15 protein-coding genes are annotated in these 12,872 nt (G+C 39.7%); 7 read left to right on the top strand and 8 right to left on the bottom strand.

Annotation, left to right across the window (positions count from 1 at the left end; genetic code table 11):
* The first annotated feature begins 26 nt into the window (after nucleotides 1-26).
* A complete protein-coding gene (gene csrA, locus BW139_RS07785) occupies nucleotides 27-218 on the top strand; it encodes a carbon storage regulator CsrA (RefSeq protein WP_004587515.1) in 192 nt (63 codons plus the stop codon).
* Between the two features lie 53 nt (nucleotides 219-271).
* Here the strand turns inward: csrA and BW139_RS07790 are convergent, their stop codons facing one another.
* The 3 genes from BW139_RS07790 to BW139_RS07800 all read right to left on the bottom strand — a co-directional run bounded on the left by BW139_RS07790 (nucleotide 272) and on the right by BW139_RS07800 (nucleotide 1,288).
* Nucleotides 272-739: a YcxB family protein gene (locus BW139_RS07790; RefSeq protein WP_076919293.1), complete on the bottom strand. Its 468-nt coding sequence runs from the start codon at nucleotides 737-739 to the stop codon at nucleotides 272-274.
* Nucleotides 740-873: 134 nt separating this feature from the next.
* On the bottom strand, nucleotides 874-1,065 hold the full coding sequence (locus BW139_RS07795) for a hypothetical protein (RefSeq protein ID WP_008115136.1): 192 nt from the start codon (nucleotides 1,063-1,065) through the stop codon (nucleotides 874-876).
* Between the two features lie 49 nt (nucleotides 1,066-1,114).
* Entirely contained in the window at nucleotides 1,115-1,288 is a 174-nt protein-coding gene (locus BW139_RS07800; RefSeq protein ID WP_002961939.1) for a DUF1328 domain-containing protein, read from the bottom strand.
* A 516-nt stretch (nucleotides 1,289-1,804) separates the two neighbouring features.
* Here BW139_RS07800 and BW139_RS07805 point away from each other — a divergent pair.
* The 5 genes from BW139_RS07805 (at nucleotide 1,805) to BW139_RS18480 (ending at nucleotide 6,300) form a co-directional block, all read left to right on the top strand.
* Nucleotides 1,805-2,050: an OadG family protein gene (locus BW139_RS07805; protein ID WP_008115139.1), complete on the top strand. Its 246-nt coding sequence runs from the start codon at nucleotides 1,805-1,807 to the stop codon at nucleotides 2,048-2,050.
* Between the two features lie 12 nt (nucleotides 2,051-2,062).
* Nucleotides 2,063-3,844: a sodium-extruding oxaloacetate decarboxylase subunit alpha gene (gene oadA / locus BW139_RS07810; protein ID WP_008115141.1), complete on the top strand. Its 1,782-nt coding sequence runs from the start codon at nucleotides 2,063-2,065 to the stop codon at nucleotides 3,842-3,844.
* 14 nt (nucleotides 3,845-3,858) lie between these two features.
* Complete coding sequence (locus BW139_RS07815; RefSeq protein WP_008115142.1) at nucleotides 3,859-4,989, top strand: sodium ion-translocating decarboxylase subunit beta; 1,131 nt, start codon at nucleotides 3,859-3,861, stop codon at nucleotides 4,987-4,989.
* Between the two features lie 143 nt (nucleotides 4,990-5,132).
* Nucleotides 5,133-6,104: an aldo/keto reductase family oxidoreductase gene (locus BW139_RS07820; protein WP_076919294.1), complete on the top strand. Its 972-nt coding sequence runs from the start codon at nucleotides 5,133-5,135 to the stop codon at nucleotides 6,102-6,104.
* A 19-nt stretch (nucleotides 6,105-6,123) separates the two neighbouring features.
* Nucleotides 6,124-6,300: a hypothetical protein gene (locus BW139_RS18480; protein WP_008115149.1), complete on the top strand. Its 177-nt coding sequence runs from the start codon at nucleotides 6,124-6,126 to the stop codon at nucleotides 6,298-6,300.
* An 81-nt stretch (nucleotides 6,301-6,381) separates the two neighbouring features.
* Here BW139_RS18480 and BW139_RS07825 read toward each other — a convergent pair whose 3' ends face one another.
* Nucleotides 6,382-7,695, bottom strand: a complete 1,314-nt coding sequence (locus tag BW139_RS07825; RefSeq protein WP_076919295.1) for a peptidoglycan DD-metalloendopeptidase family protein — start codon at nucleotides 7,693-7,695, stop codon at nucleotides 6,382-6,384.
* A 491-nt stretch (nucleotides 7,696-8,186) separates the two neighbouring features.
* Here BW139_RS07825 and tyrS point away from each other — a divergent pair, with 491 nt between their 5' ends.
* Nucleotides 8,187-9,386: a tyrosine--tRNA ligase gene (tyrS, locus tag BW139_RS07830; RefSeq protein ID WP_010390824.1), complete on the top strand. Its 1,200-nt coding sequence runs from the start codon at nucleotides 8,187-8,189 to the stop codon at nucleotides 9,384-9,386.
* A 49-nt stretch (nucleotides 9,387-9,435) separates the two neighbouring features.
* Here tyrS and BW139_RS07835 read toward each other — a convergent pair whose 3' ends face one another.
* From BW139_RS07835 to folE2, 4 genes are all read right to left on the bottom strand, one after another.
* Entirely contained in the window at nucleotides 9,436-10,389 is a 954-nt protein-coding gene (locus BW139_RS07835; protein ID WP_076919296.1) for a cobalamin biosynthesis protein, read from the bottom strand.
* Entirely contained in the window at nucleotides 10,390-11,097 is a 708-nt protein-coding gene (gene mtnN / locus BW139_RS07840; RefSeq protein WP_008110448.1) for a 5'-methylthioadenosine/S-adenosylhomocysteine nucleosidase, read from the bottom strand. It lies immediately after the preceding gene.
* A 113-nt stretch (nucleotides 11,098-11,210) separates the two neighbouring features.
* The gene (locus BW139_RS07845) at nucleotides 11,211-11,807 is read right to left on the bottom strand and encodes a DUF2726 domain-containing protein (protein WP_008110447.1); all 597 of its coding nucleotides are present in this window, start codon (nucleotides 11,805-11,807) and stop codon (nucleotides 11,211-11,213) included.
* Between the two features lie 93 nt (nucleotides 11,808-11,900).
* Nucleotides 11,901-12,824, bottom strand: a complete 924-nt coding sequence (folE2, locus tag BW139_RS07850) for a GTP cyclohydrolase FolE2 (protein WP_076919297.1) — start codon at nucleotides 12,822-12,824, stop codon at nucleotides 11,901-11,903.
* Nucleotides 12,825-12,872: the final 48 nt, after the last annotated feature.

Here is a 12,872-nt window from a genome sequence, read left to right on the forward strand (position 1 = left end):
TTTTATTGGAACATGGGAGCAAGAGAATGCTAATACTAACTCGTAGAGTAGGCGAGACCCTTATGATTGGTGACGAAGTAACCGTTACTGTTCTAGGTGTTAAAGGAAATCAAGTTCGTATCGGTGTTAACGCACCTAAAGACGTATCAGTTCATCGTGAAGAAATTTACATGCGCATACAAGCTGAAAAGTCTAACCCTAATCCGGGCAATGCTTAATCAACATAGTATAAAATGTGCTAGTTAATAACTACGACATTTATAAAAGCCACTCACTGAGTGGCTTTTTTGTTTATAAAATCTATCGTTTCATTGTTGAGTATTGCCTTAGAGATGTATTGCATACCGCTTTTACTTTTTAGCAATAGCCCGCAATCTGTAGTAATTACTTCATTAATGTCGTGCCAAGCTAACTGATAGTTTTTGTAATGATTGGTCGATTTTATCCCATCCTCGTCAAAGGTAAGGGTAACTTCAGAGCCTGATGCTCTGCTAAGCATCTGCCTTGTTACCCACCAAGGGCGGCGATAGTAAAAGGCAATACACTCAAGTAAAGCTAACATAAGCAAAAATGTACCAAGGTAATGATCGCCTAAACCATAAATGCCAAATAGCCCCAATGCCACAAGCAGCGCTAATAAAAAGTATTTAGGTTGTGCACGCTTGCTATAAGGCAACGACTGGTCGAAGCATTCATAAAAGTAAGGTTTATCGAGTTTATAAGTTGTTGTAAATACCATGTGTTTACACTTAAAAGCTATTTTTTACTATTTTAGCCTAATGCGCAGCTTAAAAGGGGAAATGACTAAAAACTATTTATATTTTAGGCATAAAAAAACGACCCGTAGGTCGTTTTTTAGCTAAATAAATAACATTAGCAATTTGTTTCTTCGGCATTAACGCCTTCTTTTACTTCTTCACAGGTGTCTTCTACTTTGTTTTGCACATCTGTTACTGCTTCGTCAATGCGTTCACCCGCTTCTTCTGCATGATTGTCTTCACAACCCATAATAAATGCACTTGCGAATAGACCAATAGCAGCTGCTTTAAGTGTTGATGATTTCATAATGTAATTCCTTGTATATATAAGTTTAAAAGAGAGTGTAGTGTTTTATCTACCTGGGGCTTTTACCACGTAAGGCGCCAGAGACTAGTGAAATAACCAATAAAACTAAAAAGATAAAAAATATGATCTTAGCAATTCCAGCTGCGGCTCCTGCAATACCGCCAAATCCTAAAACGGCTGCAATTAGTGCGATCACCAAAAATGTAATTGTCCAGCGTAACATTGTCATCTCCTTGATTTATCTAAGTGTTAGTTTTATATAAGCGAGTAATGTGCCAGTGTTTTATTTTGTTTTAAATCAATGGTTTGTTTTGTTTTTACGTGGTTGGCTTTATATTGAGTTGGTAATTTTTACGATTTTATCGGTAACTTATTCACAGTTGTATACGGTGAGATAATAAGTAGTTAGTGCAGCTCTTTTTTTGGTAAGACCAATTAACATTTGTTTTAAGGGTTTTAAATGGGTTGGCATGATGGGTTTGCTTTTTATGTGTTTTTACAAAGTATTAGGGGTTTTATATATTCTTTGTTTATAACGAACATTTTTATCATCTATATATATAGGTCAAATAAGCTATTTTAGGTGGTGTTAACCTTATTGGTGATATGTTACTTTTAGATTAATTGGTTTTACCAATTTACAACATGTAGACAAAAGAATAGTTTTTGTTACTATTGGTGAATAATTATTTAAATAAACTGACTTTTTATGTGGTTCGGTTTGAACAGGGGGAGAATTATGGATATAGGGGCTTTGCTCACAACTGCGGGCAATTTAATGCTAACAGGTATGGTGGGCGTGTTTGTATTTCTTTCTTTATTGATTGGTGCAGTGACACTCATGTCTAAGCTGGCTAGCAAGTTTTCTCAGCCAGAACTCGCAACATCACATAGAACACCATCTTTTAAATCGCAAGGTGTGCCAAATGAGCACATCGCTGCAATTAGTGCTGCCATTGCTCAGTACAAAACAAATAATAATTAGAGGAGCATACCAATGGCTAAATTAAAAATAACAGAACTTGTACTTCGTGACGCACATCAGTCGCTTTTAGCTACCCGCATGCGATTAGACGACATGTTACCTATTGCAAAAAAAATTGATGACGCAGGTTATTGGTCTATTGAATCTTGGGGTGGGGCTACCTTTGACTCATGTATTCGTTATTTAGGTGAAGATCCGTGGGAGCGTATCCGTGCGCTCAAAAAAGCAATGCCAAATACGCCACAGCAAATGCTACTTCGCGGGCAAAACCTATTAGGGTATCGCCATTATGCAGATGATGTGGTTGAGAAGTTTGTCGAGCGTGCGCACAAAAATGGCGTAGATGTATTTCGTATTTTTGATGCCATGAATGATGTGCGTAACTTAGAAACCGCTATTAAAGCGGCGGTTAAAGTAGGGGCGCATGCGCAAGGTACTATTTCGTACACAGTAAGCCCAGTACATACATTAGATATGTGGTTAACGCTTGCAAAGCAGCTAGAAGAATTAGGTTGTCATTCAATTTGTATTAAAGATATGGCGGGTCTGCTTAAGCCATATGATGCAGAAGAGCTCATTAAAGCGTTAAAAGAAACGGTTTCAATACCTATTGCTATGCAATGTCATGCAACAACAGGGTTGAGTACAGCTACTTATCAAAAAGCCATTGATGCTGGCATTGATATGCTCGACACCGCTGTATCATCTATGAGTATGACCTATGGTCATTCAGCAACCGAAACAATTGCTGCAATCGTGGAGGGAACAGAGCGTGATACTGGGCTTGATTTAAACCATCTAGAAGAAATTGCCGCTTACTTTAGAGACGTACGTAAAAAGTACGCTGCGTTTGAAGGCAGTTTAAAAGGTGTTGATGGCCGCATTTTATTAGCACAAGTGCCAGGTGGCATGCTAACCAACATGGAAAATCAACTTAAAGAACAAGGCGCTGCTGATAAACTAAATGAAGTACTACTTGAAATTCCTCGAGTACGTGAAGATTTAGGTTTTATTCCACTGGTAACACCTACTTCACAAATTGTTGGCACTCAAGCGGTATTAAATGTGCTCACTGGTGAGCGTTATAAAACTATCACCAAAGAAACTGCTGGCGTATTAAAAGGTGAGTATGGTTCAACACCTGCACCAATGAATAAAGAGCTACAAGAGCGTGTACTTGATGGCAGTGAGGCAATCACCTGTCGTCCAGCCGATATTATTAAACCTGAACTTGAAACGCTCGAAGCTGAATTAAGCAAGCTTGCTCAGGAGCAAGGGCTAACTTTAGCTGATGAGCAAATTGATGATGTGCTTACCTATGCGTTATTCCCACAGATTGGGTTGAAGTTTATTAAAAATCGTAATAACCCTGATGCATTTGAGCCTGTTCCTAGCGCTGATGATAGCGCCAATAAAGCACCTGAAAAATCAGCGGCAAACAATAAAGGCGTTAAGGCAGAGCAGTACAGCGTTAAAGTAGACGGTAAAGTATACGATGTCGTGGTTGCTCAAGGTGGTGAGCTTAAAGAGGTTACGTTAAAAGACTCTGAGCATATTCCACAGTCGGCATCGGTTGCCTCGGGTGAAACATTGAATGCCCCACTGGCTGGTAATATTTTTAAGATTAAAGTAAAGCCAGGTCAGGTAGTCAATGAAGGTGATGTGGTGATTATTATGGAAGCCATGAAAATGGAAACCGAAGTACGTGCCATGCATACCGGTACAATTGCTGAGTTGCTTGTTTCTGAAGGTGATTCAGTATCAACCGGTGATGCAATGATTGCACTAGCTTAAGGAGTGAACAGAGGATGGATGGTATTTTAAACCTCTGGCATGCCACAGGCATTGCTAACTTTACATTTCCTGGGCTGATCATGATTGCCGTTGGCTGTTTGCTGTTATTTTTAGCAATTGCCAAAAACTTTGAGCCGTTATTGCTACTGCCCATTGGTTTTGGAGCCATTTTAACCAATATTCCGGTGGCTGGTTTATCAGATCCTGGTGGCTTACTTTACTATGTTTATTATGTTGGTATTGATACCGGTATTTTTCCGTTATTAATATTTATGGGAGTGGGGGCATTAACTGATTTTAGTGCCCTAATTGCCAACCCGCGTATGTTGCTACTAGGTGCTGCGGCGCAGTTTGGTATTTTTGCGACGTTATTTGGCGCTATTTTACTTAACTTTATTCCTGGGTTTGAATTTAGCTTACAAGATGCTTCAGCAATCGCAATTATTGGTGGTGCAGATGGGCCAACTGCTATCTTTTTAGCGTCAAAATTGGCACCTGACTTATTAGGGGCTATAGCCGTAGCTGCCTACTCATACATGGCGCTGGTGCCTATTATTCAGCCTCCAATTATGCGTGCGTTTACCACGCCTGAGGAACGTAAAATTCAAATGCCAGAGCTGCGTAAAGTATCTAAAAAGGAAAAAATTATTTTCCCGCTGATGGTGCTTACTTTAACTGCCATATTCTTACCTGCGGCAATTCCACTGGTTGGTATGTTCTGTTTAGGTAACTTAATGCGTGAGTCGGGTGTAGTTGATAGGCTAAGCAACAGTGCGCAAAACGAAATTATTAATATCACCACCATATTTTTAGGACTTGCTGTAGGCTCTAAGCTTGCTGCAGAGCAGTTCTTAACAGTGGAAACTATTGGTATTTTAGTACTGGGTGCACTAGCGTTTGCTATTGGTACAGCCTCAGGTGTATTTATGGCAAAAGGCTTAAATAAAATATCAAAAACTCCTATAAATCCATTAATTGGTGCTGCAGGTGTATCCGCTGTGCCAATGGCTGCAAGGGTAGTTAACAAAGTTGGGCTTGAAAATAACCCACATAACTTCTTATTAATGCATGCCATGGGGCCTAATGTTGCAGGGGTGTTAGGTAGTGCCGTTGCAGCAGGTATTTTGCTCGCTCTTGTGGGTTAAATATAATTTAGACTCAACCTATTAGCGCAGTTTACTGCGCTTTTTTTTGCATAATATTCACTGTTTTGACTTAAGCGGTTTCTTGTATAGGGTTTTTTGTTTAAAGTAGCTATTCTTCATATAAATTCTTAAAGGTTACTGGTATGCATCATACTCCATTGGCAAAATATCTCCCGAATGTAAGCAAACTTGTTTTCGGCTGTATGGGTTTGGGAGGCGCATGGAATAAAGATGCGATTACCAGTGCGCATTTACAACAAACTCATTCATGCATAGATGCCGCCATTGAAGGCGGAATTAATTTTTTCGATCATGCTGATATTTATACCTTAGGCAAAGCCGAGCATGTTTTTGGTCAAGCTCTGGCTGAGCGTCCCGAACTTAGAGAACAAATGTATATTCAGTCTAAGTGCGGTATTCGCTTTGCTGATGATAAACACCCACAGCGCTATGACTTTTCAGCTGATTGGATTGAGCGCTCGGTAGAGGGCTCATTAAAGCGATTAAATACCGATTATTTAGACGTACTTATGTTGCACCGCCCTGATCCTTTAATGGAAGTAGAGGAAGTTGCGCAAGTATTTAGTTGTTTAAAAGAAAGTGGCAAAGTGCGCCATTTTGCAGTGTCTAATATGTCGCAACATCAAATACGCTTTTTGCAACGCGCTTTAGATATGCCGATTGTGGCAAATCAAATAGAAGCGAGTTTACACAAGCATCAATGGATTGATGAAGGCGTTTATGTGGGAAATGCCGATGGCAAAGATATTAACTTTACCCCAGGCAATATTGAATATTGCCGTGAGCATGAAATTCAGATTCAAAGTTGGGGCAGTTTATGCCAAGGCTTATACTCTGGTGGCGATTTATCAAAGGCTTCGCCTGCAGATATTAATACCAGCATTTTAGTTAGTAAGCTTGCCATACTCTATGGCACAACAGTAGAAGCTATTGTATTAGCATGGCTACTGCGTCACCCAGCATCAATCCAACCAATTATTGGCACAACTAATATAGAGCGTATAAAAGCATCCTGTGATGCGGTTAATGTTAACTTAAGTCGTGAGCATTGGTATGAGCTATATATCAGCGCGAAAGGCTGCGCTTTACCATAACCTGATGTAGGGTGATGATATGAACATTTTTGTTATTTTAATTAGCCTAGTGATTGCTTTGCTGATCATTATTCCGTTACTGGAAAAATACCAAAGTAAAATGGGGCTTGATAGCGCCACTAAATATAGTAAGTACATTTGGCCACTGGTGATGATCTCTTTGGTTGTGCAGCTTATTTATGTACTCATAAATTAAGTTTGAAACTTAAATATCACACACAAAAAAGCCTTTGCGGGTTACCCCTGCAAAGGCTTTTTTATTTAACCATTAAGATCTTTATTTAAGTGCCAATTGAAGTTCACGATTACGCTCAAGTTGCGCAATAAAGTTATCAGCAATAGGCTTAAACTTAGCAAGCTCTGAGCGTGGTAATGGCTCAGATTTAGGTAATTTCACGGTTTTAGGGTTACGGTGAACACCGTTAACCAAAAACTCATAATGTAAATGCGCTCCAGTTACTCGACCTGTTGAGCCTACAGTACCAATTTTCTTGCCTTGTTTGATTTTTTGCCCTGTTCTAACCAGACGCTTGTTAAGGTGTAAGTACTTAGTAACGTACTGCGTACCGTGGCTAATAAATACGTAATTACCATTGTATTTACTGTAGCCCGCTTTGATCACCTTACCATTACCCGATGACACAACCGGGGTGCCTGTACGCGCGGCGTAGTCAATACCTCGGTGTGCTTTTACTTGTCCTGTAACAGGGTGTAAGCGGCGAGGATTAAAGCTTGAGCTGATATATTTAAAGTTTACCGGTGCACGTAAGAAGGCTTTTTTCATACTGCGACCTTCAGGGGTATAAAAATTACCGTCTGTGTGTCGAATTGCTGTGTAACGTTCACCTTGGTTTATAAATTCAGCGGCAATGATCTTACCAGTGCCAATAAATTCACCGTCAACAAAATGAGACTCATAAATTAAGCCAAATTCATCACCTTTACGGATGTCATTTGCAAAATCCACGTCCCAACCAAATATATCGGCAAAGTTCATTATTTGGCGTTCACTTAAACCTGCTGCGATCGCCGATGTCCAAAAGCTACTAGAAATTTCACCACGTGCGGTTTTGCTCAGTGTTTCTATTTCTTTGCTGTCAATTGAAGTGTCGTATTGGCCTTCGTCATTTAGGGTGACAAATAAGGTATCTGTTTTAGAAATAACATAACGTAATTGAGCTAACGAGCCATCTTCTGCAGTTGCAAAGCTTAGTGTTTCACCTGGGTGAATTTTGGTTAGCTTACGTGTTTCAGCATTGGTATTAACAAGTTTATAAAGCGTTTGCGCAGAAAAACCAGCGCGCTTAAAAATGATCGCTAAATTGTCACCATTTTTAACAAGGTGATCGACAAAATCGTACTCTGGAAGTTTTTGCGCTGCATGCTCTGAATTTAAGTCGGTGAGTTTTTCGTTTTCACCTACTTTTATTTGTAATTCGTAACGCTTACCAATTTCTAGCGTGTTCTCGCTATTGTCTTTGGATGCAGTGGCTTTTTCAGAAGGTAAAAAGGCTAAGGCAACAATAGCAGAAACCAAACCTAGAATAAGCATTTTGTGTTTTTTGGGGAGCGTGTTAACCACGTGGACCATAACGTGCCTTTTTCTGCTGTCAAGATAATAAATAGATTATATTGCAGGATATAACGAATAATCTATGAATACTAGTATTTTGTAGATTTAAACTCGCGTTAAATTAAGCTAAAATCATAGGGTATTCAGGCTGTTTGTGTTTAAAGTTGAATAACAGCACTATTTTATATCCTTGGATACTTTGCTTTTTCATCGTAATGTTAAATTAGCTTTTAAAACGATTTAATAGCGAGAAGTGATTAATTTATAAACTGTTTTTTGGGCTTTTATAAACACCTTTAGTGTATTATTAATCGCTCTTTTATATCCCATTTTAGAACGTACGCCCTGCATTTTAGTTGGTGCAGCGATTAGTTAAAAAAGTTGTTCTAATTAAGTGGAAATTTGTTATGTTAGCTAAATAGTTTTATTTGTTTTGTTAAAACGCGCTAGCAATAAATCGTGAGCATATACACCCCCTTCGTTGTCAGAATTTTTTGGAGTAACACACAGTGGATTTACAAACCGCTCTAGCAGAGATAAAACGCGGTGCAGAAGAGATATTAATTGAAGATGAGTTGGTTGAAAAATTAAAGTCGGGGAAAAAGCTAAAAATTAAAGCTGGTTTCGATCCTACGGCTCCAGATTTGCACCTAGGTCACACTGTACTAATTAATAAAATGAAAACCTTTCAAGATTTAGGTCATGAGGTTATTTTCTTAATTGGTGACTTTACCGGTATGATAGGCGATCCAACGGGCAAAAATGTTACCCGTAAGCCACTGACTCGTGATGATGTGCTTGCTAATGCTGAAACCTATAAAGAACAGGTTTTCAAAATTTTAGACCCAGCTAAAACAACTGTTGCTTTTAACTCTACGTGGATGGAGAAGTTGGGCGCGGCTGGAATGATAAAATTGGCAGCACGCCAAACTGTGGCACGCATGCTTGAGCGTGATGACTTTAAAAAGCGCTATGCTGGCGGTCAATCTATCGCAATCCATGAGTTTTTATATCCACTAGTACAGGGTTGGGATTCAGTTGCTCTTGAGTCTGATGTTGAGCTAGGCGGCACCGATCAACGCTTTAACCTATTAATGGGTCGTGAGCTGCAAAAAGATGAAGGTCAAAAACCTCAAACCGTACTAATGATGCCTTTACTTGAAGGGACTGATGGCGTTCAGAAAATGTCAAAGTCACTAGGAAACTACATAGGTATTACTGATACGCCTAGCGACATGTTTGGTAAAATCATGTCAATTAGTGATGTACTAATGTGGCGTTACTATGACTTGCTAAGTAGCCTTTCTATTGAGCAAATTGCAGCGCAAAAACAGCGTGTAGAGCAAGGCACTAACCCGCGCGATATTAAGATTGAATTAGCGAAAGAGTTAATTGCACGTTTCCATAGCGAAGCCGATGCGCAAGCTGCTCATGATGACTTTATTCAGCGTTTTCAGAAAAAAGCACTACCTGATGAAATTCCAGAGCTGACAGTTAACATTGATGAAGACACTATTCTAATTGCTAACTTGCTAAAAGAAGCTGGCTTAGTGGCGAGTACTTCAGAGGCCATGCGTATGATCAAACAAGGCGCAGTAAAGCTTAATGGCGAAGAAAAAATTACCGATACCAAATTGGAAGTAGCAAAAGGAACAACCGCTATTTACCAAGTAGGTAAACGTAAGTTTGCAAATATTACCGTAGCTTAAAACTTTATAAAGTATAAAAACCAGCTTCGGCTGGTTTTTTTATGACTGATTAAACAGTTAGAACGGCCCTTATAATTTCAACGCTAACAATAACGAGTAGCCAAAAAAATCGGGCTTGATTTAGGGTGTTCAGTAGCTTTGGCATATCATCGGCACTTGGCAGGCGCTCAGCACCGCCCCGCATTTTATTGAAACGCTGCTTACTATAAATAGCAGGCCCACCAAGTTGCACTCCTAAAGATGCAGAGCACACACTAAGTAACCAGCCAGTATTGGTTTGATAAAAATGACGGCCATAATGCTTAATATAGTGCATGCTTTTTTTACTGGCTTTAAGTGACGCTATTGTCAGCGCGAGTAACCGCATGGGAATGTATTCAACAATAAAAAGAACGAGTTTAAGTGGCGTCAAAAAAGAGCTGTCGGGGGCTATATCAGTGCGCCATGCTTGTTGGATTAAGGTAAGTAAACGGTAGGCGAGAGCGGCAATGGGGCCCAATAGTAAAAAAATAAAAATAACTACAAAATAATGGCGTGCTGTTCTCAGTATGACACTTTCCATGACCGCTTTAATAACCCCAGGGTTTGAAAGTGCGTTAACTTCACGGGCTACTAGTGGTTTTAATAATTCTCGCGCAGTCGATTTTTGATTCTTTTTGGTTAATTTCGCAATGCGGATCGCTTTTTTATTCAGGCTAGTGCTTTCTAAGCATAAATATAAAATAAGACCGGATAGCAGTTCAGGGTAAAAGGCAAACTGCAGCAGTAAAACCACAATAATCATAATAACAGCTAAAACAAGGGTGCTTGCCAGTGAAGCGGCTAAATAATGATATTGTTTGCTGTCTGTTTTTTTATAAATACGCTGACCAATCGCGTTAAAAATGGCAGAAAGTATATGATTAGGGTGATACCAGCTAACTAAAGGTAAAAAGCGCTCAGCTAGGAGCGCACAAATAAATACAATAAAGTCCAAATGATTTTGAACAATATTATTGAGCATTTACAGCGTAACCGCCGTTAACTTTTCTAGTAATGCCACCACCATTTTTGATGAATTAATAGAGGCTGTTTCTAAGTACTCTTCAAATGATTGCGGTGACTCTTTGCCAGCAATATCAGACATTGAGCGAATAACAACAAATGGTGTGTTAAGTGCAAAACACGTTTGTGCAATTGATGCACCTTCCATTTCTACTGCTAGCATTGTAGGGAAGTCACTGCGTGCTTTTTCAATGCGAACAGGGTCACACATAAATGAGTCACCAGTACAAATTAAACCAACAAGCGTTTTTACTTCGCTGATTTGTGCAATTGTTTGCTCGGCGGCTTCTACTAGCTTAGGGTGCGCTGCAAAACCTGCTGGCATTTGTGGTACTTGACCAATTTCGTAACCAAACGCTGTTACATCTACATCGTGATGACGAACTTCTGATGAAATCACCACATCACCAACGTTAAGTGAAGGGTCGAAACCACCGGCAGAGCCTGTGTTAATAACACAATCAGGCTTGAAGTTATCGATAAGTAAAGTGGTTGCAATAGTTGAAGCAACTTTACCAATGCCTGATTGCACTAAAGTAACGGTATTGCCCGCAAGCTCACCAGTATAAAACGTAAAGCCTGCTTTGGTTAAAATCTGTGGATTTTGCATCGCCTCGCGCAAAATTTTAACTTCTGGCTCCATTGCGCCAATAATACCAACATTCATAGTGTTAAATTCCTAAGTTTGAATAGCCTGATTATACGTGAAGTCAGCTATAAAAAACAAAAAAGCGAGCCATTTAAAATGCTCGCTTTAATAGATTGCTTGTAATTCGATAGTTATATTTCAGCAAGGGCAGTGGAATGTGCTTTTGCTTGAGAAGGTGATAATACTGCTGGCTTATGTACTCTTGCGCGAGTCGGGCGTGCAGGTTGTGATTTAGCTGGCTTACCTAATTTAAACATAATAGCATCGCGAACTTCACTTGGGCGGTAACCTGACTTCACTTTCATACGAATATGCGGAATGCCAGCTGCTTCTAATGCACCATTAACAAACCAATCACGTTGTGCTTTGTGGCCATCTTTGTTGGCGTTGTTGACTAAGTCAACCGCGGCCACTATGGTCATTTTTTCTTTGTCTACTAGCACAAAATCGAGCTGTTTATTTTTTGCTTTAGCCATTGCCGCACGTTTAGATTTAACAGACAGACCTTGTTTACAGTCAATCACATCGATTAGTTTAACGCGACTAACAATTTTATATTGATCGCCAACAGCACGCTCTAATAAGCCCAGAAACGCCCCTTCTACTTGGGTAAATACACTTTGTTTACGAGTAAAAGGATAAGGGTTTCCGCCATCATCATTAAATTTTGACGCAACCACTGATGCCCCAACAACTAGCACTAATATTAATAATAAAGCGAATTCCATACGGTAACTCCATAACAACAAATTGACACTGCTTTTCTAAAGCAAGTTATGTGCCCAAATAGTTGTTATGGCTATTTTAGTTACCGTTGTTATTTAAAGTGCTGTGTATCCGCCCTCGATACCTTTTACTGCAATCGCAACTGCATCATGGGCATGCAAAGACTCATAGTGATTAATTTGTAAAAAGTAGTCGCTATACTGTTTTGCTTCTAAGGTGGTTTTAATCTTTCGTGCTGCATCTTCACAAAACATCAGGTTTTGACCATTTAAGCGAGCAAACTCTTGTTCGTCTTCACGCTTTACCGCGGCTTGTACTGGTGTTTTAAGCTCATCTTCTAGTAGATTGATTAAGTTAACTACATCAAACTGTTCAATATTATTCGCTAGTTTAACTTTAATATTGGCAATAGAGCGCTGTGAATGCGGGGTCGCGACAATCCCTTGAGTTGTTCCAAGCCACTCTAAAACCTCAGACTGAGTTAGTGTTTCTTGAGCAAACTTTTCGCTAAACGCATTTTGGATCAGTTGGCGAGCAAGGGCTGCAGAGCAGGGACAGGTTGATGAGTAAGTAACATCAACACTGAGTTCAAAACTAATCACACCTTGATTTATGGTACTAGTAAGTACAATAGGGTAGCTTTTCCAGCCCGCTTTACCGCTGAGCAATGATTTACGGCGCAGTGGTAATTCAAACTTAAATTCGATTTGTGCTTTATCGCTCAAGCCTTCATGGCTGGTGATAAAGGTATCTAATGCTTGTGCTAAGGTGTGTGGGTTGACCTGTTGCTCAGTTGAGAGGTGATCAAGTGCTAAAAACAGACGCGACATGTGGATGCCTTTAGCATCCTCTTGGTGTAAGTTAACAAAAGCGCGTGCTTTTGCATTAACGGTAACTGGAGCTAAATCAAGAGATTCAAAAATAAAAGGCAGCTCTATATCGGCCATACCTACCCAGTCTAATTTACCTGTTTGTAATGCGGCAGCCGTGTTAGCAATATCTGGCATAGTCGTTTGCATGATACGTTACTCGTTATTTGCAATATTTAAGACGCCGCATATTACACT

Source organism: Pseudoalteromonas sp. SK18, assembly GCF_001974855.1.
Taxonomy (GTDB): Bacteria; Pseudomonadota; Gammaproteobacteria; order Enterobacterales; family Alteromonadaceae; genus Pseudoalteromonas.

Excerpts from the sequence above, each read along its gene's own strand:
- BW139_RS07795 (WP_008115136.1), bottom strand. The coding sequence starts at position 1,065 with ATGAAATCATCAACACTTAAAGCAGCTGCTATTGGTCTATTCGCAAGT.
- BW139_RS07815 (WP_008115142.1), top strand. The coding sequence starts at position 3,859 with ATGGATGGTATTTTAAACCTCTGGCATGCCACAGGCATTGCTAACTTT.
- BW139_RS07805 (WP_008115139.1), top strand. The coding sequence starts at position 1,805 with ATGGATATAGGGGCTTTGCTCACAACTGCGGGCAATTTAATGCTAACA.
- BW139_RS07800 (WP_002961939.1), bottom strand. The coding sequence starts at position 1,288 with ATGTTACGCTGGACAATTACATTTTTGGTGATCGCACTAATTGCAGCC.
- BW139_RS07845 (WP_008110447.1), bottom strand. The coding sequence starts at position 11,807 with ATGGAATTCGCTTTATTATTAATATTAGTGCTAGTTGTTGGGGCATCA.
- BW139_RS07825 (WP_076919295.1), bottom strand. The coding sequence starts at position 7,695 with ATGGTCCACGTGGTTAACACGCTCCCCAAAAAACACAAAATGCTTATT.
- BW139_RS07820 (WP_076919294.1), top strand. The coding sequence starts at position 5,133 with ATGCATCATACTCCATTGGCAAAATATCTCCCGAATGTAAGCAAACTT.
- mtnN (WP_008110448.1), bottom strand. The coding sequence starts at position 11,097 with ATGAATGTTGGTATTATTGGCGCAATGGAGCCAGAAGTTAAAATTTTG.
- BW139_RS07790 (WP_076919293.1), bottom strand. The coding sequence starts at position 739 with ATGGTATTTACAACAACTTATAAACTCGATAAACCTTACTTTTATGAA.
- BW139_RS18480 (WP_008115149.1), top strand. The coding sequence starts at position 6,124 with ATGAACATTTTTGTTATTTTAATTAGCCTAGTGATTGCTTTGCTGATC.
- BW139_RS07835 (WP_076919296.1), bottom strand. The coding sequence starts at position 10,389 with ATGCTCAATAATATTGTTCAAAATCATTTGGACTTTATTGTATTTATT.
- csrA (WP_004587515.1), top strand. The coding sequence starts at position 27 with ATGCTAATACTAACTCGTAGAGTAGGCGAGACCCTTATGATTGGTGAC.
- oadA (WP_008115141.1), top strand. The coding sequence starts at position 2,063 with ATGGCTAAATTAAAAATAACAGAACTTGTACTTCGTGACGCACATCAG.
- folE2 (WP_076919297.1), bottom strand. The coding sequence starts at position 12,824 with ATGCAAACGACTATGCCAGATATTGCTAACACGGCTGCCGCATTACAA.